37 protein-coding genes are annotated in these 22,114 nt (G+C 40.8%); 1 reads left to right on the forward strand and 36 read right to left on the reverse strand.

Annotation, left to right across the window (positions count from 1 at the left end; genetic code table 11):
- Nucleotides 1-104 precede the first annotated feature (104 nt).
- Both E3K36_12095 and mazG read right to left on the reverse strand, forming a co-directional pair.
- Nucleotides 105-1,007, reverse strand: a complete 903-nt coding sequence (locus E3K36_12095; protein MCF6155964.1) for an NCS2 family permease — start codon at nucleotides 1,005-1,007, stop codon at nucleotides 105-107.
- Between the two features lie 159 nt (nucleotides 1,008-1,166).
- Nucleotides 1,167-1,970 (reverse strand): nucleoside triphosphate pyrophosphohydrolase, encoded by an 804-nt coding sequence (gene mazG / locus E3K36_12100; protein MCF6155965.1) that lies wholly within the window; start codon nucleotides 1,968-1,970, stop codon nucleotides 1,167-1,169.
- 524 nt (nucleotides 1,971-2,494) lie between these two features.
- Between mazG and E3K36_12105 the strand changes: the two genes are divergently transcribed.
- Complete coding sequence (locus E3K36_12105) at nucleotides 2,495-3,298, forward strand: CoA activase (protein ID MCF6155966.1); 804 nt, start codon at nucleotides 2,495-2,497, stop codon at nucleotides 3,296-3,298.
- A gap of 15 nt (nucleotides 3,299-3,313) precedes the next feature.
- On the opposite strand, the gene E3K36_12110 is transcribed toward E3K36_12105, so the two are convergent.
- From E3K36_12110 to tuf, 34 genes are all read right to left on the reverse strand, one after another.
- Nucleotides 3,314-3,775, reverse strand: a complete 462-nt coding sequence (locus E3K36_12110) for a protein phosphatase (protein ID MCF6155967.1) — start codon at nucleotides 3,773-3,775, stop codon at nucleotides 3,314-3,316.
- Complete coding sequence (gene maf, locus E3K36_12115) at nucleotides 3,759-4,367, reverse strand: septum formation protein Maf (GenBank protein ID MCF6155968.1); 609 nt, start codon at nucleotides 4,365-4,367, stop codon at nucleotides 3,759-3,761. The genes E3K36_12110 and maf overlap by 17 nt, the downstream gene beginning before the upstream one ends.
- A gap of 83 nt (nucleotides 4,368-4,450) precedes the next feature.
- Entirely contained in the window at nucleotides 4,451-5,011 is a 561-nt protein-coding gene (gene rplQ / locus E3K36_12120) for a 50S ribosomal protein L17 (protein MCF6155969.1), read from the reverse strand.
- 3 nt (nucleotides 5,012-5,014) lie between these two features.
- On the reverse strand, nucleotides 5,015-6,031 hold the full coding sequence (locus tag E3K36_12125; protein MCF6155970.1) for a DNA-directed RNA polymerase subunit alpha: 1,017 nt from the start codon (nucleotides 6,029-6,031) through the stop codon (nucleotides 5,015-5,017).
- Nucleotides 6,032-6,187: 156 nt separating this feature from the next.
- Entirely contained in the window at nucleotides 6,188-6,814 is a 627-nt protein-coding gene (gene rpsD, locus E3K36_12130) for a 30S ribosomal protein S4 (GenBank protein ID MCF6155971.1), read from the reverse strand.
- 35 nt (nucleotides 6,815-6,849) lie between these two features.
- On the reverse strand, nucleotides 6,850-7,230 hold the full coding sequence (gene rpsK, locus E3K36_12135; GenBank protein ID MCF6155972.1) for a 30S ribosomal protein S11: 381 nt from the start codon (nucleotides 7,228-7,230) through the stop codon (nucleotides 6,850-6,852).
- A 35-nt stretch (nucleotides 7,231-7,265) separates the two neighbouring features.
- On the reverse strand, nucleotides 7,266-8,102 hold the full coding sequence (locus tag E3K36_12140; GenBank protein MCF6155973.1) for an SAM-dependent methyltransferase: 837 nt from the start codon (nucleotides 8,100-8,102) through the stop codon (nucleotides 7,266-7,268).
- Between the two features lie 55 nt (nucleotides 8,103-8,157).
- Entirely contained in the window at nucleotides 8,158-8,541 is a 384-nt protein-coding gene (gene rpsM / locus E3K36_12145) for a 30S ribosomal protein S13 (protein MCF6155974.1), read from the reverse strand.
- A 43-nt stretch (nucleotides 8,542-8,584) separates the two neighbouring features.
- A complete protein-coding gene (gene rpmJ, locus E3K36_12150; protein MCF6155975.1) occupies nucleotides 8,585-8,698 on the reverse strand; it encodes a 50S ribosomal protein L36 in 114 nt (37 codons plus the stop codon).
- A 50-nt stretch (nucleotides 8,699-8,748) separates the two neighbouring features.
- Nucleotides 8,749-8,967, reverse strand: a complete 219-nt coding sequence (gene infA, locus E3K36_12155) for a translation initiation factor IF-1 (protein ID MCF6155976.1) — start codon at nucleotides 8,965-8,967, stop codon at nucleotides 8,749-8,751.
- 23 nt (nucleotides 8,968-8,990) lie between these two features.
- Entirely contained in the window at nucleotides 8,991-9,743 is a 753-nt protein-coding gene (gene map / locus E3K36_12160) for a type I methionyl aminopeptidase (GenBank protein MCF6155977.1), read from the reverse strand.
- A 1-nt stretch (nucleotide 9,744) separates the two neighbouring features.
- Nucleotides 9,745-10,428 (reverse strand): adenylate kinase, encoded by a 684-nt coding sequence (locus tag E3K36_12165; protein ID MCF6155978.1) that lies wholly within the window; start codon nucleotides 10,426-10,428, stop codon nucleotides 9,745-9,747.
- Complete coding sequence (gene secY, locus E3K36_12170; GenBank protein ID MCF6155979.1) at nucleotides 10,425-11,807, reverse strand: preprotein translocase subunit SecY; 1,383 nt, start codon at nucleotides 11,805-11,807, stop codon at nucleotides 10,425-10,427. Before secY ends, E3K36_12165 begins: the two co-directional genes overlap by 4 nt.
- The gene (locus E3K36_12175; GenBank protein ID MCF6155980.1) at nucleotides 11,804-12,247 is read right to left on the reverse strand and encodes a 50S ribosomal protein L15; all 444 of its coding nucleotides are present in this window, start codon (nucleotides 12,245-12,247) and stop codon (nucleotides 11,804-11,806) included. The genes secY and E3K36_12175 overlap by 4 nt, the downstream gene beginning before the upstream one ends.
- Entirely contained in the window at nucleotides 12,244-12,729 is a 486-nt protein-coding gene (locus tag E3K36_12180) for a 30S ribosomal protein S5 (GenBank protein ID MCF6155981.1), read from the reverse strand. Before E3K36_12180 ends, E3K36_12175 begins: the two co-directional genes overlap by 4 nt.
- Nucleotides 12,730-12,756: 27 nt before the next feature.
- The gene (locus tag E3K36_12185) at nucleotides 12,757-13,125 is read right to left on the reverse strand and encodes a 50S ribosomal protein L18 (protein ID MCF6155982.1); all 369 of its coding nucleotides are present in this window, start codon (nucleotides 13,123-13,125) and stop codon (nucleotides 12,757-12,759) included.
- Nucleotides 13,126-13,145: 20 nt separating this feature from the next.
- The gene (locus tag E3K36_12190; GenBank protein MCF6155983.1) at nucleotides 13,146-13,709 is read right to left on the reverse strand and encodes a 50S ribosomal protein L6; all 564 of its coding nucleotides are present in this window, start codon (nucleotides 13,707-13,709) and stop codon (nucleotides 13,146-13,148) included.
- Between the two features lie 26 nt (nucleotides 13,710-13,735).
- Complete coding sequence (rpsH, locus tag E3K36_12195; GenBank protein MCF6155984.1) at nucleotides 13,736-14,137, reverse strand: 30S ribosomal protein S8; 402 nt, start codon at nucleotides 14,135-14,137, stop codon at nucleotides 13,736-13,738.
- A 57-nt stretch (nucleotides 14,138-14,194) separates the two neighbouring features.
- Complete coding sequence (locus E3K36_12200; GenBank protein MCF6155985.1) at nucleotides 14,195-14,380, reverse strand: type Z 30S ribosomal protein S14; 186 nt, start codon at nucleotides 14,378-14,380, stop codon at nucleotides 14,195-14,197.
- A 9-nt stretch (nucleotides 14,381-14,389) separates the two neighbouring features.
- Nucleotides 14,390-14,932, reverse strand: a complete 543-nt coding sequence (gene rplE / locus E3K36_12205) for a 50S ribosomal protein L5 (protein ID MCF6155986.1) — start codon at nucleotides 14,930-14,932, stop codon at nucleotides 14,390-14,392.
- A 19-nt stretch (nucleotides 14,933-14,951) separates the two neighbouring features.
- A complete protein-coding gene (gene rplX / locus E3K36_12210; protein MCF6155987.1) occupies nucleotides 14,952-15,302 on the reverse strand; it encodes a 50S ribosomal protein L24 in 351 nt (116 codons plus the stop codon).
- A gap of 32 nt (nucleotides 15,303-15,334) precedes the next feature.
- Nucleotides 15,335-15,703, reverse strand: coding sequence for a 50S ribosomal protein L14 (rplN, locus tag E3K36_12215; protein ID MCF6155988.1), 369 nt, complete (start codon nucleotides 15,701-15,703; stop codon nucleotides 15,335-15,337).
- 21 nt (nucleotides 15,704-15,724) lie between these two features.
- A complete protein-coding gene (gene rpsQ, locus E3K36_12220) occupies nucleotides 15,725-15,994 on the reverse strand; it encodes a 30S ribosomal protein S17 (GenBank protein ID MCF6155989.1) in 270 nt (89 codons plus the stop codon).
- On the reverse strand, nucleotides 15,991-16,221 hold the full coding sequence (locus E3K36_12225) for a 50S ribosomal protein L29 (protein MCF6155990.1): 231 nt from the start codon (nucleotides 16,219-16,221) through the stop codon (nucleotides 15,991-15,993). Before E3K36_12225 ends, rpsQ begins: the two co-directional genes overlap by 4 nt.
- Nucleotides 16,218-16,637: a 50S ribosomal protein L16 gene (gene rplP, locus E3K36_12230; GenBank protein ID MCF6155991.1), complete on the reverse strand. Its 420-nt coding sequence runs from the start codon at nucleotides 16,635-16,637 to the stop codon at nucleotides 16,218-16,220. The genes E3K36_12225 and rplP overlap by 4 nt, the downstream gene beginning before the upstream one ends.
- The gene (gene rpsC / locus E3K36_12235; protein ID MCF6155992.1) at nucleotides 16,582-17,280 is read right to left on the reverse strand and encodes a 30S ribosomal protein S3; all 699 of its coding nucleotides are present in this window, start codon (nucleotides 17,278-17,280) and stop codon (nucleotides 16,582-16,584) included. Before rpsC ends, rplP begins: the two co-directional genes overlap by 56 nt.
- 9 nt (nucleotides 17,281-17,289) lie before the next feature.
- A complete protein-coding gene (locus E3K36_12240; protein MCF6155993.1) occupies nucleotides 17,290-17,649 on the reverse strand; it encodes a 50S ribosomal protein L22 in 360 nt (119 codons plus the stop codon).
- A gap of 51 nt (nucleotides 17,650-17,700) precedes the next feature.
- Entirely contained in the window at nucleotides 17,701-17,985 is a 285-nt protein-coding gene (rpsS, locus tag E3K36_12245) for a 30S ribosomal protein S19 (GenBank protein MCF6155994.1), read from the reverse strand.
- A gap of 28 nt (nucleotides 17,986-18,013) precedes the next feature.
- On the reverse strand, nucleotides 18,014-18,859 hold the full coding sequence (rplB, locus tag E3K36_12250) for a 50S ribosomal protein L2 (protein ID MCF6155995.1): 846 nt from the start codon (nucleotides 18,857-18,859) through the stop codon (nucleotides 18,014-18,016).
- A 37-nt stretch (nucleotides 18,860-18,896) separates the two neighbouring features.
- Nucleotides 18,897-19,178, reverse strand: a complete 282-nt coding sequence (locus tag E3K36_12255) for a 50S ribosomal protein L23 (protein MCF6155996.1) — start codon at nucleotides 19,176-19,178, stop codon at nucleotides 18,897-18,899.
- A gap of 14 nt (nucleotides 19,179-19,192) precedes the next feature.
- A complete protein-coding gene (gene rplD / locus E3K36_12260) occupies nucleotides 19,193-19,804 on the reverse strand; it encodes a 50S ribosomal protein L4 (GenBank protein ID MCF6155997.1) in 612 nt (203 codons plus the stop codon).
- A gap of 11 nt (nucleotides 19,805-19,815) precedes the next feature.
- Nucleotides 19,816-20,448, reverse strand: coding sequence for a 50S ribosomal protein L3 (locus E3K36_12265; GenBank protein MCF6155998.1), 633 nt, complete (start codon nucleotides 20,446-20,448; stop codon nucleotides 19,816-19,818).
- Between the two features lie 41 nt (nucleotides 20,449-20,489).
- A complete protein-coding gene (gene rpsJ, locus E3K36_12270) occupies nucleotides 20,490-20,798 on the reverse strand; it encodes a 30S ribosomal protein S10 (protein MCF6155999.1) in 309 nt (102 codons plus the stop codon).
- A gap of 94 nt (nucleotides 20,799-20,892) precedes the next feature.
- Nucleotides 20,893-22,095: an elongation factor Tu gene (tuf, locus tag E3K36_12275; GenBank protein MCF6156000.1), complete on the reverse strand. Its 1,203-nt coding sequence runs from the start codon at nucleotides 22,093-22,095 to the stop codon at nucleotides 20,893-20,895.
- Between the last annotated feature and the right edge of the window lie 19 nt (nucleotides 22,096-22,114).

The raw sequence follows: 22,114 nt of genomic DNA on the forward strand, positions 1-22,114 counted from the left end.
TCCTTGGTTCTATTTTGGTTCTATTGAAGATATTTGATTCGTAGGAAATTATACCGTATTTGAGCCTCGTTTCATCAATAAATACTGTATATAGACAAATTTTTTCATTTGACCCAGTCTGAAAGCGCATCCGATAGCAGGATTTGTTTTACCCGGGGGATTTTGCCGTTCTTATAAAATCCTCCTTGTTCACTGATTCCCACTACGGTACCTATGGTATCAAAGACGTCCAGGAATAATAAAACAAATATAACTGAGATAAACCCTGGTTCGGCAAATATCTTTACAGGGTCGCATTTCAGCAACGTTGGGTCAATCGAGGGAGGCATGCTGATAACACCCTGATATTGAACCATCCCCAGCGGAATCCCCGCAAGTGCTGTTGCAATAATCCCGTAAAGAATGGCTCCTTTTATCTTCAGAGCGATCATCACTCCGATAGCCATCATACCAAAAAGAGACACCCATACCTCAGGATACTTAGGATTGCCTAAGCCAACTAAAGCGCCGGGTGTATCCACAATTACCCCGCCGTATTCAAACCCCACGAGTGCAATTAAAAGCCCAATCCCCACCGCAATTGCATTCTTCAATGAATCGGGTATAATAGATATTAATAATTCCCGCAATCCAAAGAATGATAAGAGAATAAACAACATACCCGCTATTAAATTTGCGCCCAGGGCAACCTGCCATGGATAACCCATGCCGCCAGTCACGATAGGACCACACACGGTAAAGGCAAAGTAAAAATTATGCCCCATAGCAGGCGCTAAAGCGATAGGATAGTTAGCTAGAAAGGCCATGAAGATGCAGGCTGTGGCGCTGGCAATGCATGTGGCTACCATCACTGAACCAAAATCCATTCCGCAGGTGGAAAGTACGGCAGGCTGTACAAAGATGATATATGACATCGTCAGGAAGGTTGTAGTACCCGCTAAGGCTTCCGTTCGGACGTTGGTATGGTTTTCTTTTAGTTTAAAGATTTTTTGAAGAAGACGAGCCACAGAGTTCACCGAGAACACAAAGTTATAAGGAGATTCGCTTCATAAGTTGATTCTTGCAACCTTAGTCCCAGGATACGATGATTCTCTATAGCCGCCAAAACAATCTGTTCAGTCAATGAATTCTATATACCCTCCTCTTGGCTCTCTGTGGCTAAGGCGTTACTCTGAAATATTACCCTTCACTTTATTCCAAATAGCATCCATCTCTTCAAGGGGGCATTTTTCAATATCCTTTCCCATGGATGCAAGTTCCGTCTCAACCTTTTTAAAACGATCGACAAATTTATGGATGGTCTTGTGGAGCACATTCTCCGTGTCGAGTTTCAGGAATCTGGCGAGATTAACGATAGAAAACAAGAGGTCTCCAACCTCCTCTTCGATATTTTCCGGTTTATTTTCCTGTATCGCCTCCTTGACCTCTCCCAGTTCTTCGTCAACCTTGGCTATCACGTCCTGCATGTTTGTCCAGTCAAAACCCACCTTAGCTACCTTCTTTTGTAATTTCTGGGCCTTTTGCAGGGCGGGGAGATGTTTGGGCAGCCCATCCACAATAAATTTCCTTTCTTCACCGCCTTTTTCCTTCTTCTTGATCTCCTCCCACTGACGAATGACCTCTTCAGGGGTAGCGGCAGAGGCATCTCCAAAAACATGTGGATGGCGACGTGTCATCTTATCAAGGCACAATGCCATTACACCACCAATATCAAATTCCCCCTTTTCCTTTGCAATCTGGCAGTGAAAAATTATATGGAAAAAAAGATCTGCCAGTTCTTCCTTCAGTTTATCGGGATCTCCGGAATCTATCGCATCTATTACCTCGTAAGTTTCCTCTACCAGATGTGGTTTTAAAGACGCATGGCTCTGTTCCTTATCCCACGGGCACCCGTTTTTACTGCGTAACTTCCGCATAAGTTCAATCAAATCATGAAATAATAAAATAGATTTATCTTCATCTGTATTCATTGATCATATACTCTACAAAAAAATTTGTAAGCAGTCAGCCATCGGTGCTCAGCATCCGAATCCCGGAAGAACAAAGTAAATATCTACTGCTAACCCCTGACCGCCGATAGCTGACTGCCGCAGACTCATGTTTTGATTACGGAATTCTAGCAATTATTTTTATTGAAGTCAAATATGCAGATGATAAACCATCTTCTATTCCTCTTCCTCAAATAATTGCGGTTATCTTGCGTGCTTCTTTCCGCTTACATATGGCTATCGCTTCACTTGGCACGTTTTTTGTTTAAACCAAAATAACATTGAAATGAGTTTTTAAATTCCCTATACTCCTGACCCGAACGAGCCGGAAAAAGACAAAAACCGAGGCACGAAATTTGTGAGCCAACCCTGTCAGGATTTAAAACCCTGACAGGGTTAGTTTTATTCATATTTTTGCTAAAAATGTCAAAATATTTTTTATAAGATAAATAATATCCGTTAATATTGTCTTGTCTTGCATGCCTATAACGGTTAATATTTGAAATATGAAAACGGTTGCTGGAATTGACATCGGTTCAACGACTACAAAAGCCGTAATAATGCGCGGACATACAATCATCGGCTCAAAAACTTCCTCTACAGGAACCAACTGCAAGAAAACCGTAAAACTATTGCTCAGTGAAATACTGGAAGATTGTAACCTCAGAGACAATGAACTTCAATACACCGTAGCTACCGGTTATGGTCGCAGAATAGTACCCGCAGATGAGATTGTCACAGAAATAACAGCTAATGCTAAGGCTGCCAAATGGCTTATGTGTGATAAAGTAAACGTAAGAACCCTTATCAACATCGGTGGACAGGACTGCAAAGTAATCTCCCTGGATGATACTGGTATAATGACAGACTTTGCAATGAACGACAAATGCGCAGCCGGAACGGGACGTTTCTTAGAGGTTATGAGCCGTATCCTTGAAGTGGAATTAGACGAGTTGGGCATACTGTCCGAAAAGGCAGAAGATATACCCCATATAAATAGTTTGTGCACGGTCTTTGGTGAGTCTGAAGTCATTTCACTATTATCCCATGGGAGAAGGGTGGAAGACATCATTGCCGGCATCCACAAGTCTATTGCCAAGCGGGTAGGTTCCATGGTCAAAAAAATTGGCATTAAAGAAGCGGTCTTCTTTGATGGGGGTCCTGCATTTAATAAGGGACTCAAGAGTGCGCTGGAACAAGAATTGAATGTAGATTTACACGTCCCGTCAGACCCGCAAATCACTACAGCCCTGGGAGCGGCCATCATTGCCAGTGAACATTTCACCAAGAAATATAACGCAGCATTTTAGAAATGAAATGCAGGACTAGTCCTTGCGCTTTTTCAAGAGTCTTTCTTCATATTTTATTATCGTATCTTCCTGTTCCATTGTTTCAATGGAACCAGGCCTCCTTTTGCGTACTTCTGCAATAGCCTTTTTTGCATTACAACCTTTGCTTACAAGATAGCAGGCTATCATTGTTCCTGTTCTGCCAATTCCAGCATCACAATGAACAACGATCCTTTTCTTAGAGAATATAAGGCCATTTACAAAAGAGACAAAGTCCTCGATTTGTTCTTGGGTTGGTGATGCAAGGTCTACAATGGGAATATGTTTATACTCAAATCCAAATTCTTCTATTAAAGTTTTCGGAAGTGGTAATTCCGTTAGAGAAACTATTGCCTCAATCCCGTTATCTTTGAGAAATTCAAGGTCTGCGACTATCGACAGAGGTCTCGCCATACCGGCAATTTCATCTTGTATAACCCAACTAAAGTTTCTTGGCATTAGGATTATTTGTACCTATAAAATTGTTTAGCATTTCTTGAACTATTTCCAAAGGCAAACCAATTGCGTTTGAATAGCTACCTTCCATTTTTTCAATAAATTTTTTCCCTTCCCCTTGCACAGCGTATGCGCCTGCCTTATCCATAGGTTCACCTGATTTAACATACATCTCAATTTCGTTTTCACTAATATACTTTATTTTAATATGAGTCCGATCGATTCGCAATAATTTCTTTTTTGAAGGCATATCGATAATACATACACCTGAAAGAATATCGTGTTCAGAAGCACTCAGTAAGGAAAGGATTCTCCTGGCATCTTGTGTATCCCTTGGTTTACCCAATATTTTTTTCTCCTGTACCACAATTGTATCTGCACTAATAATTATGGCATTATCCACTCTTCTGGCAACATCACTTGCCTTTAAAAAAGCTAGATTCTGAACTAACTCTGCCGGCAAAACATTGTCGAGGAAGCATTCTTCTATATTATGTGGTATAACATCAAAATGATATCCTAACATTTTTAGCAAAGCAATCCGTCTCGGTGAATTTGAAGCTAGTACTAAACGCTTCTTAAGAATAATTTTCATTTTAATAAAAAAACCCTTCTACTATTTACTTAGTAGAAGGGTAAGAATACTGTACCTGTTAAAAACCTACCGATATTTCCCAATTAAGCAGTGGTAACCTCTGGTTTAATTTCCTCAGCGGATTTCGCTTCAACTGCACCTTCGACTAACTCAAAGATTACGCGAGATGCATTATCATTGAGACGTCTGCCCAGTAAGCGCAATTTTCGGTCTCTGCCTTCCATAGTATATTCAAGTTCAGGTATTTTCCCAATACTTCCACCCGATAGAACTCCTAACCGGGTCCCTGATAGCTTTAATATTCTTGTATACCCACCATTCCTATTCATATATCTTTGGGCAAGACCTCCCGTTTCCCGCCATTGCCCTTCTCCAAATAGTTTCCTTACGACATCAACATTTCTCAATTTTGCAAGGACCTGACGATAACAATGGACATAACCCGGCTTATCAGTATTCTTTTTTAATAACCCTTTCTTAGCAGTCGTGATTACCTTTTCAGCAAACGATTTCGTCTCTTTTGCCTTTTCAAGTGTTGTAATAATTCTCCCATAGGTAAAAAGGCTGTTTACAATATTCTGTCTTAATGCCTTTCTGTGAGCGGCGGTCCTTGATAAATGTCTTCCTCTCATTCTGTGTCTCATGGACTATCCTTTCCCTTCTTCCGTTTGTTTAATTGCCACATGCATTCCGATCGACAAGCTTAGCTGTGACAATTTTGTCTTTACTTCTTTTAAAGTAGTTTTACCAAAATTTTTTATCCTTAGGAGTTGTTCTTCCGTCTTCGCAACAAGATCTCCTACCGTCGCAATGCCCGAGGTCTCAAGACAATTGGAAGCCCTTACTGATAAATCCAGCTCTGTTATTGGCATACTTAGCTTTTTATTAAGCTCTTCCTCAGATATCTCCAGGACTGTTTCTATTCCCATTCTCTTTTCTACTTGCTGTAATTCGCGGCCTATCTCAAAATATTGTACAAACGGATTTAAATGTTTCCTCATAATTTTTGCTGCTTCAACTAAGGCCATCTCAGGGGAAACCACACTGTTTGTAAATATTTCCATAACAATCTTATCATAATTTGTACGTCTCCCAACGCGTGTTTCTTCGATAGTATAACGAACGTTTCTTACGGGAGAAAATAATGAATCGACGGGAATTAAACCAACTTCCTGCTCATCAGATTCGTTTTCCTCAGCCGTCACATATCCTCGGCCTTTTCGCACTTCCATTTCTACAATAAAATTTATATCCTCGGAGAGCGTAGCAATGTGCAAATCTCCATTTACGATCTCCACGCTGGCATCCGTAATAATATCTTTTGCTTTTATTTCCCCTTTTTTGTTCGCATCAATTTTTATTATCTTCGGTTGGTCAGTGTGTAGTTTCACAACCAGATTTTTAATGTTCAATATTATATCTGCCACATCTTCCACAACACCAGGAATAGTAGTAAATTCATGGCTCACACCATTTATTTTAACGGATACAACCGCACTTCCCTCCAACGAAGAAAGTAAAATTCTACGTAAACTATTGCCAATGGAATGCCCAAAACCACGCTCAAACGGAGCAGCTATAAACTTGCCATATTTATCGGTCAAAGTCTCTTTTTCCACATCCACACGGACAGGAAGTTCGAGACCTCTCCACCTTATTCGCATATTTTTCCCCCTAATCCAATTAATAAGGGATTTTAAAATAAATTAAATATCAGTCGTGAATAATATTATTCTAATATGAAAAACAAAAACGTGAGGCTATCTACAAGCATTTTGCTAGTATTACAGTTGTGGGATGAATTGAACTGACCAAATAACTTATTTAGAACACAGTTCAACTATTAACTGTTCTTGAACAGGAACTGAAGTATCTTCCCTTGTAGGGAGTTGTATTACCACCCCTTCCAGCGTATCAGCTTTAAATTGAACCCAAGCGGGAAGATGCCGACCTTTTACCAATTCGATATTTGCTTTCACAATGTTTTGGCTCACCTCGCTATTTCCTGGTTTTATGATATCACCAATCTTTACAAGGTAAGATGCAATATCTACTTTTTTACTATTAACCATTACGTGGCCATGCAAAACAAGCTGCCTTGCACTTTTTCTAGACGCTGCAAAAGAAAGCAAATAAACAACATTATCAAGCCTTCTCTCCAGCATGTTCAAAAGATTTTCTCCCGTATTTCCCTTTTGTCTTTCTGCTTTTCTAAAATAATTCCGAAATTGTCTTTCCAAAATCCCGTAAAATCGCTTTACTTTCTGTTTTTCTCTAAATTGTATGCCATACTTCGACAATTTACCTCTGCCCCACGTAAATTGGCCTGGAGGATATTTACGCTTTGTAATTGCACACTTTACGGTGTCACACCTCATTCCTTTAAGAAATAGTTTTTCACCCTCCCGCCTACACAATCTGCACTGCGGACCTACATATCTTGCCATATTATTCCTTTCCTGAACCTCACCTTATAACGTATTTATACCCTGCGCTTTTTCCTGGGCCGACAACCGTTGTGGGGAAGCGGCGTTACATCCTCAATCGCTTTCACACTCAGACCTGCTGCTTGAAGTGCCGTAATTGCCGACTCTCTGCCTGGACCAGGTCCTTTCACCCTGATTTCAATTTCCTGGACCCCAAATCTTTGGGCTTTCTCTGCCGCACTTGACGCCGCCTTCTGAGCAGCAAAAGGAGTGCTTTTACGAGACCCTTTAAATCCAACAGTACCAGCACTTGCCCAACATATTGTCTCGCCATTAATATCTGAAATTGTGACATAAGTATTATTAAAAGTCGCTTTTATATTAGCAATTGCTCGTGTTACATTACGTCTTATCTTTTTCTTACCAATACTTGACATGATTATTTTATTATCCTCAAAACCAAATAAGTTCTTTAACTATTAACAGAACTAAGGCAATCACTCCGTTTTAATTCACGTTCATCAAAATAATTTTTTAAAACAAAATCTGTATTAAACATTTCGTCCAGTTTTTTATATTTGTCCATGTTGCAATTTCCATATTCTTTTTTTCTTCGCGCTATAATCATTAGATTTTTTGGAGTAAATTTGGGAGATACGATCTCAGTAAGTTTCACATGATAGCCAGCGCCCGTAAGGAATTGCGACCTCAAGGCCTCTGTTAAAATGTCTGCAAAACGATATCTTAAAAGTCCAAAATCGGTTAAATCGACTAGCGGATGCCCAGACTTCAACCGACCCCGTATTTGATTCTCACAACACGGAACCACAATTATATATTTTGCCTCAAGTTTAATACCTTTGGCAATTGTCTCATCAGTGGCAATATCACATGCATGTAATGCAATCACTAAATCAACGGGCTTTTCGGGCTGAACTTCAATAATCCTGCCGTTGATGAAATACATATTTCTAAAACCTAGGATATCTCTAATTCGCTCACACTTCTCTATCAATACTCGGTTGGTATCTACACCATAAAAAAAAGTTTTTATAGCTAACCGTTTCGAAAAAATATAATTTAAGGCGAATGACAAATATGATTTACCGCACGAACAATCAAGAAACACAATCTCTTTATCTGTCTTATACGTTTCTATAATCCGCAGAACTTGTTCGCAAAACCCTACCACCTCATTGAATTTCTTTATTTCCCTATCTTCACCAGAATGATCAAGATTTAGATCAAGAACCTTTAATAATTCTCCGCCAGATTTTAATATCTCCTCTATTGCTTCTTTAGTTTTCATGTCGATTCTCAGCTCTGTGGCATATCAAAAATCCAGGATTAAGACAGAGATCATGCTAACCCAGCTCTTTTACACTCTTCTTACCAGCCACTGTCTTTTTACGACCTTTTCTCGTGCGTGCATTTGTTTTAGTTCTTTGTCCCCTCACTGGTAAACCTACTTTGTGTCGTATCCCACGGTAACAGTTGATACTTTTCATCCGCGCAATATTTTGCATTTCCTGCCTGCGCAACTGACCTTCGATGGTAAAATTCTTTTCGATATATGCACCTAGCATACTCAGTTGATCTTCATGGAGGTCCTTTGCACGTACATTCTCGTCGATATTCAAATCTTTCAATATCTTCTGCGAAAGCGCCTTCCCAATTCCATAAATGTAGGTAAGTGCAATCACTACCCTTTTGTCAGCAGGAATATCGTTTCCAGCAATTCTTGGCATTTATATATTCCTTTCTCAATTTCTCCAAATTAATCCGAAAGCATCATCCCTGCCTTTGTTTATGGCGAGGATTTGAGCAAATAACACGTACCACATTTCTTCTTCTTACTATCTTACAGTTTTCACAAATTCGCTTTACAGAAGCCCGAACTTTCATATCAATCACCTATACAGTAATTATGCATTATTTCAAATATCGAACTAAGTTTACACTTGTCTATAAATAATTCTGCCTTTATCGAGATCGTATGGTGACATTTCTATTGTCACTTTATCACCTGGCAATATCTTGATAAAATGCATCCGCATTTTTCCAGAAACATGTGCAAGTACCCTATGTCCATTCTGCAATTCTACCCAGAACATCGCATTAGGTAATGCTTCTTTTACAGTAGCTTCAACCCTAATTGGCTCTTCTTTTGCCATAAAAAAAGTATATTAAAAATCTTTTATAATGTCAAAATATCTGCCCCATTTTCTGTAATTACTACTGTATGTTCAAAATGCGCAGATAATTTTCTATCTTTTGTTACAACCGTCCATTTGTTATTTAACACCTCAGTATCACAATGACCCATACATATCATCGGTTCTATAGCAATCGTTACTCCCTGCATCAAAATTTCATCTGCTTCCAGTAACGATCTACTCACAAAATTAGGTACTTGAGGGTCTTCATGCATACATCTTCCAATTCCATGACCAGTATAATTTCGTATAACGGAGTAACCATTTTTCTCTACATAGTCTTGTATTGTCCGTGCAATTAAGGAAAGCTTTTCATTTGACTTTATGACACTAATTGCCAAGTAAAGCGACTTTTCACAAACATCAATAATTCGCTTGGCCTCTGCTGTTATTTCTCCTATTGGTATTGTAAGCGCTGCATCAGCAACGTATTTACGATAGCCTACTCCAACGTCTACGCTAAGAATATCTCCGTTTTTCAGCCTTCGATTGCCTGGTATTCCATGAACCACTTCCTCATTTATTGAGGCACAGATACTTTTCGGAAACCCCCTATATCCTTTGAATATTGGTATTCCCCCTTGACTTATAATATACTTTTCAAGCTCTGCATTTATATAGTCTGTCGTTACATCGTTCTTTGCTATTTCCTTGGCTAGCCGTAGAGCATCTGCAGTAATTTTTCCAGCCACCCTCATTAATTCAATTTCTCGGGGTGATTTTCGAACAATCAACTCAAACTACTCCATAGCCAATCAAGGGTCTGTTCATCAGGGTACACTCAATGGTATCTAATATGTTTTTAGTAATTATCTCTATATTTGCATCAGATATAATTTCTTTTAAGATACCATTCTTTTTATAATACTCAATGAGGTCTTCAGTTTGGTCGTGATAAACTCTTATCCTTTCCGATACGGTTTCTGATTTATCATCTGCACGTTGGTACAACTTTCCCCCACATTTGTCGCAAATTCCTTCTTTCGCAGATGGAACAAATTTTAGATGATAATTAGCCCCACAATCGCTACAAATTCTCCTACCTGATAATCGGAGAACCACATTTTCTTCTGATACCGAAAAATAAAATACCAAGTCCAACTTATTCCCGAGCTTTTCTAACATCTCATCCAATACTTTCGCCTGAGAAAGCGTCCTCGGAAATCCGTCTAATATAAATCCACCTTTACAATCGTCCCGTAAGATACGATCTTTGATGATATCGACAACTATCTGATCCGGTACTAATAATCCTTTCTCTATATAATCGCTCGCCTTTATGCCCGTTTCAGTACCTGTCTCAACTGCCTCCCTCAATAAATTACCAGAAGATATATGCGGCAACTTTTTTACCTTACTAACGGTTTCAGCCTGTGTACCTTTACCTGCGCCAGGAGGCCCTAGAAACACAATTCTCATCCCATTCTTCCTCTAATTCTAGAGCCACCGCTGAGAAAACCACTATATTGCCTCATAATCATATGAGATTCTATCCTTTGAACCATATCAAGCGCCACCCCAACGATTATCAGCAAACCTGTCCCACCGTAAAAACCAGCTATAGCACGGTTAAGCTCAAACCCCCCCGCCACAAGCTTAGGTAAAATTGCAATTAAAGCCAGAAAAGCAGCACCAGCTAACGTAATTTTGCCCATAATCCCTTCTAAATATTCTGCGGTCCTTTGCCCTGGCCTAATCCCAGGTATAAAACTCCCATAATCTTTCATATTATTCGACATCTCTTTAGGATTAAACTGTATGGCAGTCCAAAAATAACAAAAGAACGTTATTAGAAGAATATAAAGTATAACGTAAATTACTCCACCTTGCAAAATATCAGATAAACGTGAAGTGACCCAGTATCCAAAACTACCAGGCTCCAGCCTGACTTGGACACCCTGCATAATCGCAGCCGGAAAAATTAAAAGTGACTGTGCAAATATTATTGGCATCACACCAGCTTGATTCACGCGCAGGGGCAAAAAATGCCTTTGTCCGCCATATACCTTCCTTCCACGCGTGTGTTTCGCCTGCTGTACAGGTATGCGCCTCTGTCCTTGCGTGATATACACAACACCACCAACAATTGAGAAAAACATACCTAACAGTATGATTAATTTTACAATCCCAATCTGATGTTCAGCCGGCGTTACAGAAAAGGTAAAGTTCTGCATTACCTGAGAAAATGCCCAAGGTAAGCGGTCAATAATACCAACCATGATAACTATCGAAATCCCACTGCCTATCCCATGTTCCTCTATTTGCTCTCCAATCCACATTAAAATCATCGTCCCCGTGGTCAACAGAAGCGCAGCCATAGCCTGAAATCCAAAACCTTGGAGATATACAGGAATTACTGGAGCACCATTAATTTCGACAGTATAAAGCGTTCTCGTCATCACAAAAGCTTGAAAGAGGCATAATCCCACAGTCGCAAGGCGAGTATATTGGTTGATCTTCTTTCTTCCTACCTCACCCTCCTTCTGTAATCTTTCTAAATAGGGCACCACACCTACCAACAGTTGGAAAATGATGGATGCACTAATGTACGGCATAACCCCTAAACCAAAGATAGCACCAGAAGCCAATGCCCCCCCGGCAAACATATCTACAAGTCCTAATAACTGACCAACACCGGTTTGCGTAAACTGATTAAAGTAAGACTTCAGTACCATCGTATCGATCCCCGGAATCGGTATATAAACACCAACACGACATAAAGCTATAAGCCCGAGAGTTATTAGTACTTTCTTACGTAGTTCAGGTATTCGAAAAATATTTCCAAATTGTTCGATCATGACAGGACCTTTGCTTTCCCTCCTGCTGCTTCAATCTTTTCCATTGCCACCTTACTGAATTTATGCGCTACGACGGTCAAAGAGGTTTTAATCTCACCGTCACCGAGTACTTTTATACCATCTAAAACTTTTTTAATGATCCCGGATTCTTTTAACTTGTCAATAGTTACCGTTGTGCCATTATCAAACTGAGCAATATCTTTAATATTGACGATAGCATATTTCTTTTTAAATGGATTATTAAATCCTCTCTTTGGTAACCTGCGGAAAAGAGGCGTTTGTCCACCCTCAAATTGTATCGTTGTTTCATTCCCAGACCTTGCCGTTGCGCCTTTCCCCCCCCTACCAGAGGTTTTTCCCATCCCTGATCCTCTACCGCGACCAACTCTCCTCTTGCGTTTTCTATGAAACGGCATTGATTTTACATCCATAAAATTCATTCTATCTTCACTCCCCTTAGCTCTTCAATCTCTTCCTTTGTTCTCAAGGATTGCAATCCTATCAATGTCGCCTTGGCCACATTAAGCGGATTTCTCTTACCGTAACACTTTGTCAAGATATTCGTAATCCCTGCCGATTCAAGTACAGCCCGCGCCGAAGCCCCCGCCTTAATACCAGTTCCAGGTGATGCTGGTTTTAAAAAAATATTAGCGGCCTTAAACCTTCCCCACACCACATGTGGTATTGTTCCGCCCATCAACGGAATTTTAACCATTTGCTTCTTGGCTTCCTTAACTGCCTTACTGACGGCATTCGGTACTTCACGCGCCTTACCAAACCCAATGCCAACACTACCTTTCTTATCACCAACAACCACAAGGGCGCTAAAACTCATTGACTTTCCACCCTTCGTTACGGTTGTACAACGATTGACCCTTATAACTGTTTCTTCTAAATTTATAGGTTCTTCAAAACGTGCCAAATGAATCTCCTTGTAATAATCCGCTTTTTAAAAACTCAGATTATGCTTTCTTGCACTTTCAGCCAATGCCTTTATCCTGCCGTGGTACTTATAACCGCCTTTATCAAAGACAACTTTTGTAATTCCCTTATTCTTTGCTTCGTCAGCAATTTTTTTCCCAACAATCTCCGCTGCCTTCACGTTCCCACCATACTTGATCTGCGACTGAATGTCGGGAGATTGTGTCGATGCGGCAGCCAAAGTCCTTCCCTCAATATCATTAATAATTTGGCAATAAATATGCCTTAACGTTCGACAGACGCTTAAACGTGGTCTTTCACTAGTTCCAATTACCTTCCGTCTAATCCTCAAATGACGTCTAGTTCTTTTACGTATTTTTTCCTTTATACGATTCATAATTAAGCCCTTTATATCAGCTATGCACCACCAGAAGTGAATGCCTTTCCAGCCTTTCTCTTAATAACTTCACCTTCATATTTAATTCCCATCCCTTTATACGGCTCAGGTGGCTTCATTCCTCTTATTACTGCAGAAAATTGTCCTACCATTTGTTTGTCAGGACCAGACACTGTAAGTTTCGCCGGGTTGGTAGGATTAGTAACATCCACTTTTATCCCCTTTGGAATCTCCAAATGCACCGGATGTGTATAACCAAGCAATAAAACAAGGTCCTTGCCTTGTATCTTGGCATTATATCCAAGCCCAACAATTTCAAGATTTTTTGAAAAACCGTTAGTAACACCTGTAATCATGTTTGCTATAAGCGCGCGAGTCAAACCATGCAGCGCTTTATGATACTTTTCGTCAGTAGGTCTTTTTACTAAAATCTGTTTACCCTGTTGATTATATTCTATTGCAATATCAGGATGAAAGACCTGACTCAGTTTTCCTTTCGATCCTTCAACATTCAACGTGTTGCCAGCTATTGACAACTTTACATCATTTGGAACTTTAACCGGTTGCTTCCCTATTCGCGACATATTAAGCCTCTATCCAGATAAAACTGCTACGATACAATACAAATAAGCTCGCCACCTATTTTTTGTCTCCTACATTCTTTATCACTGATAACTCCTTTTGATGTTGAGTATATCGCAACCCCTATCCCACCAAAAACTTTTTCAACTTCCTTTGTCTTCTTATAAATTCTTCGGCTCGATTTGCTCACTCTCTCTAATTTATTGATTATTTTCTGTTTTAACGGCCCATATTTTAGATAAACCCTAACGGTATTTTGTTTATTTTCGCCCGGTATCTCTTTGAACTCTTTTATATAACCTTCTTCTTTTAAGATTTTCAAAATTGATAACTTTAACTTTGACAAGGGAATATCAACACTCTCACGCCTTATCGTATTTGCATTTCTAATACGCGTAAGCATATCAGAAATTGGATCTGTCATACACATTGTTATATTTCCTTAAATTTTAACAGAATCTTCAGTCATTATTCACTTACTTTTTCACTACCAACTTGCCTTTTTTACCCCTGGTATCTCACCCTTTGAAGCAAGCTTTCTAAAACAAAGCCTGCAAATCTGAAACCTTCGGTAGTAAGCCCTGCGACGCCCGCATAGTTTACATCTATTATACTTTCTTGTTTGATATTTTGGTTCTTTCTTCGATTTCTCAATAAGACATTTCCTTGCCATTCATACTCCCTATTCTGATCTAAAAGGCATACCTAATAATCTTAATAATTCGCAGGATTGCTCATTCGAATTGCCAGTGATTACCATAGTAATATCCATCCCTTGAACAAATTCAACCGTATCCACACTTATTTCAGGAAACACGATCTGTTCTGTAAGTCCAACGGTATAGTTTCCACGACCATCAAATGACTTCGTAGAAAGCCCTCTAAAATCTCTTATCCTTGGTAATACAATGCTGATCAAACGGTCCAAAAATTCATACATTTTTTTTCCACGCAACGTTACCTTACATCCAACAGCCTGATCTTTCCTGAGTTTAAAACCGGAAATAGCCTTTTTGGCTTTTGTAATGAGAGGCTTTTGGCCTGCTATAATTGTGAGGTGTTCTACCCCCTCCTCAATAAGTTTTTTATTCTCTGTTGCCCTACCCATGCCCATATTGATAACTATCTTCTGAAGTCTGGGTACAGATAATCTATTAGTATATCTGAACTTCTCTGTAAGTTGAGGCACCACCTGCTGTTTATACTTTTCTAACAATCTCGCCATATTTTAAATCCCATAACCTTCATTCTGCCGACACTATTTCGGAACCACAATAAACACACGCACGAAGCTTATCACCATGATCCAATATCTTTTTTTTTGTCCTCACACCCCTATTGTACTTTTTACAGCTTTTATTTTGGCAAATTGGCAGCACATTCGCGATAGAAAGGGAGGCCTCTTTTTGTATCCTCCCGCCCTGCGGATTTTTCTGACTAGGCTTTGTATGCTTGTAAACCAAATTAACACCTTTTATTACAACTCGCTCCTTATCACGTAAAACTTTTATTATCTTTCCTGTTTTACCCGCTTCATTCCCTGCCATTACTGCAACTAAATCATTCACACGAACATGCATAAATCTCTCCAAAATGTACCTATTACCCTTGCTCTATCTGAATCAGCCTACACCACTTCTGCAGCCAACGATACTATCTTCATAAAATTCTTTTGCCGTAATTCCCTGGCAACGGCACCAAAAATGCGCGTTCCTCTCGGGTTACCATCATTGTCAATAATAACTATAGCATTCTTATCAAATTTTAAATACGACCCATCGTCTCTACGAATATTTTTTTTTGTCCTGACAACAACCCCCTTCACAACATCTCCTTTTTTCACTACTCCTTCGGGGATAGCTTTCTTTACTGCGGCAACAATAACATCACCAACAGCCGCATATTTTCTGCCACTCCCCCCCAGCACCTTGATACATGTAGCCCTTTTGGCACCACTGTTATCTGCAATGTCCAGTTTTGTTTGTTCCATTATCATTTCAAAAACTCCAATTACTATTTAATGCTTCGCTTTCTCTATGATCTTCACCAATTTTGTAGTTTTCGTTTTGCTCAGCGGCCTCGTTTCTATAATTTCTACCCTATCACCCAGCCCCGCCTGATTGTTTTCGTCGTGTGCCTTATATACGGTAGACCGTTTTATGTACTTTTCATATCTCGGATGTTTAATAAGGCGCACTACCTCTACCACTATCGTCTTGTGCATCCTATTGCCTACCACCATTCCAACAACTTTCCTCTTTCTACCGCGCGGATATCCAAGACTCATTTGCTTTCCACTCCTTCATTTTGAGAATATTTATTAATACCTAAATCAATCTCCCGTAGGATAGTTTCTAATCTTGCTATATTTTTTTTAATACTTTTCCTCTGCGCAGGATTTCTGGTTTCTCCTGCCTGCCACTGGAAACAAATATTTAGTAATTCCCGCCTGCTAGCTTCAATTTCATCTATAATTTCCTGCTTAGATTTAGTTCTAATTTCACTGGCCTTCAAATCGTCTTTCTCCTTTGAACAAGGCGTACTTTCACTGGCATTTTATGAGCGATTCTGTTAAAAGTCAGTTTGGCAATTTCCTCATTAATCCCACTCAACTCATAGAGCATAGTCCCAGGTTTTACTACGGCAACCCAAAATTCAGGCTCACCCTTACCTTTACCCATTCGAGTTTCTATAGGCTTTGATGAAACAGATTTATGAGGGAAAACCCGTATAGTTAACTTTCCTTCCCTTGGAAGGTATTGTGAAGCTGAGACCCTCCCTGCTTCCAGTTGTTGGGCTGTTATCCAGCCTGGTTCCAAAGATTGCAAACCAAACTCACCAAAGGCTACTGTATTACCCCGTGTAGCATTTCCTTTAATTTTCTGCCTTTGCGACTTCCTGAACTTCACCCTCTTTGGCATCAGGCGCATGTTTCTTCTCCTTCACTGAACCAATTAAACCTTTATATATCCACACCTTTACTCCAATCACACCATATGTGGTCTTAGCTTCTGCAAAACCATAATCGACATCAGCCCTTAAAGTATGTAAAGGAATACTTCCAAATGACATCTTTTCTGTCCGAGCAATTTCTGCCCCCCCTAGTCTGCCTGCCACCTGCATCCTCACTCCCTTCGCACCGGCATCTACGGATGCATCCATAGCCTTCTTCATCGCCCTTCTGAAGGCAGCTCTTTTCTCCAATTGCTCTGCTATGTTTTCTGCGACTAGTTGCGCATACAACTCTGGCCTGCTAATTTCTTTTATTTTTATAACGACTTCACGACCTATAAATTTCTGCAGCTCGTCTCTGAGTTTGTCAACCTCAGCTCCTTTTCTGCCTATAATCAAACCTGGGCGTGCAGTGTGTAATGTTACTTTCGCATCTTGCCGAGTTCTTTCTATCTCAATAAAAGGTATTCCAGCAAAACCATAACTTTTCTTTATTATCTTACGTATCTTCTGATCTTCCACCAGTAAAGAACCAAAATCCTTTTTATCGGCATACCAAAGGGACTTCCAACCTTCCGTAATTCCTATCCTGAAACCTATTGGGCAAACCTTTTGACCCATTTCTTCTCCTCATTTATTTTTAAATATTTGACTCTTAGCCTTTTCAGACAACACCACGGTAATATGACTTGTACGTTTTAATATGCGCGCTGACATTCCGCGCGGTCTTGGACGTTGCCATTTTCGGCTTGGTCCTGCATCCACAAGGGCCTGTGTCACGTATAACGAATCAATATCCACATCTAGATTTTCGCTTGCCGCTGCTATCGCCGCCCTTATTGTCTTATCGATCATGGAGGATGACCGTTTATGAGTTACCCTCAATATTCTTAATGCATCATTAACTGATTTCCCACGGACAAGATCTATTACATATCTTGCCTTTCGCGGAGATATCCTTGCGTATTTATAACAGGATCTGAATTCCATCGCTACCCGACCTTTCAGTGTGCCACTCTAAAAATAAACCCTTACAACTCACTATCCATGCGGGGCTTCTTTCTTTTTCACACCCCCATGAGCTCTAAAAATTCTTGTTTGGGCAAATTCACCAAGCTTGTGACCAACCATATCATCCGTAACAAAAAGTTTTTGAAATGTTTTGCCATTATGGATCATAAAAGTATGCGATACAAATTCAGGCACAATCGTACAACTTCTTGACCAAGTCCGGATAGGCTCACTACCCCCAGAATCTTTTTGCTTCAATACTTTCTTCATCAACTTACTGTCAATATATGGTCCCTTTTTAACTGAACGACTCATATTGTCTCCTGAGTACTAATTTTCCATCCTATCGATTACCCCTGGCGCCAATCCTTCTTCCTCGTATGATAAATTTATTACTTAACGACTTCTTTTTTCTCGTTTTTCCACCCTTTGCCAATAACCCGGTCCTGGAACATGGATGTCTACCACCCCCACTTCTACCTTCACCACCACCCAAGGGATGAGATACAGGATTTTGCGCAACCCCCCTTACATGAGGTCTTCTCCCCTTCCACCGATTCCTACCAGCTTTTCCAATTCTAATATTCACATGATCTGCGTTTCCGAGCTTCCCTATTGTAGCTCTGCATCCGCAAAATACTTTTCTTACCTCACCCGACGGAAGAACAATATGTGCATAACTCCCCTCCTTAGCCATCAGTTTTGCCGCCCCACCGGCAGAACGAACAAACCGACCACCTTGACCTGCACGCAATTCAATATTATGCACTTCCAAACCCAACGGAATATTTTTGAGCGGCATACAATTACCTATTTCAGGCTCTATTTTATCTCCCGACATTACCGTCCGGCCAACCCTTAAATTTTCTGGAGCAAGAATATATCTTTTCTCACCATCTGCATAATGCAACAGTGCAATTCGGGCAGACCGATTGGGATCATATTCTATACTCGCAACCTTAGCCGGCACATTATCCTTCTTACGCTTAAAATCAATAAGCCTATAATGACGTCTGCTGCCTCCACCTATATGTTCTGCAGTTATTTTTCCTGATGAATTCCTACCACCAGTTTTTCTCAAGGGTTCCAATAACTTTTTTTCAGGTTTACTCCTCGTAACCTCTGAAAAATCGGAAACGCTCGCGAATCTTCTTCCTGCTGTCACTGGTTTATAATATATAATACCCATAAACACCAATCCTCTTCCTGTTAGTTAGGCCCTGCTATTAATAGCCAAGATCTATAGTATTTCCTTCTTTCAGTGTAACGATGGCTTTCTTCCAATCTTTCGTTCTGCCCAACTTGAATCTAACCCTTCTCGTCTTTCCCTTCCTGACTAATGTCCGCACGTCTTCAACCTTTACATTAAAGAATTTCTCTATCGCTTCTTTTATCTGAATCTTATTTGCACGTAAATCGACCTCAAAATGATACGAGTTTGTCGCTTCTCCATCAGCAACACTCTTTTCAGTTCTCAAAGGTTTCTTTATTATCTGATAATTATTCATTAAATGAGAACCCCCTATTTTATTTTGCCCAAAGCTTCCTTTGTCAGCAGTATTTTTTCAGGCTTAAGCACTTCATACGCATTCAGTTCCGCGCTGCTCATGACTTTTACAGAAGGAATATTTCTGGCAGATTTCCAAACCATCTCATCTGCCTTTGATATAACGATCAAACATCTCAAACCACTTATTCCGAGGGCCTTTAATATCCCAGCCATCTGCTTGGTCTTAGGGGCATTAAAATTTAAATCTTCAACCACTACCAACTCATTATCCCTAGCCCTGGCAGCCAACGCCGAAAAAAGCGCCAGTTTCTTTGCCTTCTTTGGAATAGCGTAGGAATAATCTCTTGGTTTTGGACCAAACGTCACTCCTCCACCTTTCCAGAGAGGCGAACGAATACTACCAGCCCTAGCCCTGCCTGTGTGTTTTTGAACCCACGGTTTTTTTCCACCCCCGGCAACCTCTCCCCTTGTTTTTGTAGAAGCGTTGCCCTGTCTTTTATTTGCCTCATACATTAACACAACATCCCTGAGCAGTGTATTGCGTACCGGACCACCAAACTTCTCTTTATCAAGCTGCACGCTGTCTATTTTTTCACCTTCTTTATTAAATACAGATATATCCATAGCTTACCTACCTATCTTTTTGCCCTTGCCTTATTCAATACGAGATACCCTCCCTTATGTCCAGGAACGGCACCCCTGACAAACAAAAGATTCCTGTCTTTATCTATTCCAACCACATCAATATTCTTTATCGTCACACGCTCCCCTCCAAGCCTTCCTGCCATCTTCTTTCCGCGAATCACCCTTGCCGGGTCGGTGTTTGAACTAATAGAACCCGGCGGTCTATGCCTGGTGGATCCATGAGTATTGAGACCACCTTTAAAATTCCACCTCTTCATTACACCAGCATACCCCTTTCCCTTAGTCACACCAACTACATCCACCTTTTTTATATCATTAAATATATCCACGGTTATGCTTTGACCTATTTTGATGTCTGCGCCCTCATCGGGCTTTACTTCACGCACAAATCTTTTTGGTCCTAAAGAAGACTTTGTCGCATGCCCAATCTCCGGCTTATTTGCTCTCTTCTTTTTTTTATCATCAAATCCGAGCTGAACCGCAGCGTACCCATCATTTTCGATAGTTTTTACCTGCATCACACTGCATGGCCCAGCCTGTATCAGAGTTACCGGCAACAACCTACCATCCTCAGAATATATCTGCGTCATCCCTATTTTTTTACCAAGAAAACCATTTAACATCCTTCTTCCACCTCAATCCTATGAAATTTGCAATCTCGAATTTATGCTTTTATTTTAATCTCTATACCGGCAGGCATATTTATTTTGTTCAAAGCATCCATAGTCTTCGCCGTAGGCTCGACAATATCTATTAGCCTCTTATGCGTTCTTATCTCAAATTGTTCCCTGGATTTTTTGTCAACATGCGGTGATCTTAAAACAGTATACCTCTCGATCCGTGTTGGCAAGGGAACAGGGCCAAACACCTTTGCTCCGGTGCGCTTCGCCGTCTCTACAACCTCTAAAGCCGATTGATCCAGTATTCTATGATCGTAAGCTTCCATTCGTATTCTTATTTTCTGATCCAGCACTCTAACGCTCCAATTAATGAAATAGTGAAACTTTCTTTGCAAAAGGGAATGATATTAACATATATTCAACAAAAGTCAATATTAAATTGCCGTTTTATTCAATAATTTTTGTAACGACGCCGGCGCCGACAGTCTTTCCACCCTCCCGGATAGCAAACCTCAACCCCTCATCCATCGCTATCGGTGTCAGCAACTCCACATTTACCTTCACATTATCACCAGGCATCACCATCTCTGCACCACCCGTCAAGCTTACCACCCCCGTCACATCCGTCGTCCTGAAATAGAACTGCGGCCTATACCCATTAAAAAATGGTGTATGCCTGCCACCCTCTTCCTTCGTCAATATATATGCCTCTGCCTCATACTTCCTATGCGGAGTTATACTCCCCGGTTTCGCCAACACCTGACCCCTCTCCAAATCATCCTTCTCTATACCTCTCAGCAACACCCCAAGGTTGTCTCCCGCCTGCCCCTCATCCAACGTCTTATTAAACATCTCCACCCCTGTCACTACAGACTTCTTAATCTCCGGCCTTATCCCTACGATATCCACCTCATCGCCAACCTTCACCTTACCCCTCTCCACCCTCCCAGTTCCCACTGTACCCCGTCCTTTGATACTAAACACATCTTCCACCGACATCAAAAACGGCTTATCTATCTCTCTTACTGGGTCGGGAATATATGCATCCACTGCCTCCATCAACTTCAACACAGGTCCGCAATTCGCGCACGTCGCCGCCCCACACCCGCACTCATTCGCCTTGAGCGCCGACCCCCTGATCACCGGTATCTCATCCCCGGGGAAATTGTACTTACTCAACAACTCGCGAACCTCCATCTCCACCAAATCCAACAACTCCTTATCCTCGAGCATATCCACCTTGTTCATAAACACCACAATCCTCGGCACCCCAACCTGCCTCGCCAGCAATATATGCTCCCGCGTCTGCGGCATTGGCCCATCCGGCGCACTCACCACCAGTATCGCACCATCCATCTGCGCCGCTCCGGTTATCATATTCTTCACGTAATCCGCATGCCCAGGACAATCAACATGCGCATAATGCCTCTTTTGCGTCTCGTACTCCACATGTGATATCGCTATTGTTATACCCCTCTCCCTCTCCTCCGGCGCCTTGTCTATCGAATCATACGCCCTCTCCTTGGCCAACCCCTGCTTCGCCAATACATGTGTTATCACTGACGTCAACGTCGTCTTCCCGTGATCCACATGCCCTATCGTCCCCACATTCACATGCGGCTTCGTCCGCTTAAATACTTCTTTACCCATCGCTCAAACCTCCGATTAT

Source organism: Candidatus Brocadia sp., from assembly GCA_021646415.1.
In the GTDB taxonomy this organism is placed as follows: Bacteria; Planctomycetota; Brocadiia; order Brocadiales; family Brocadiaceae; genus Brocadia.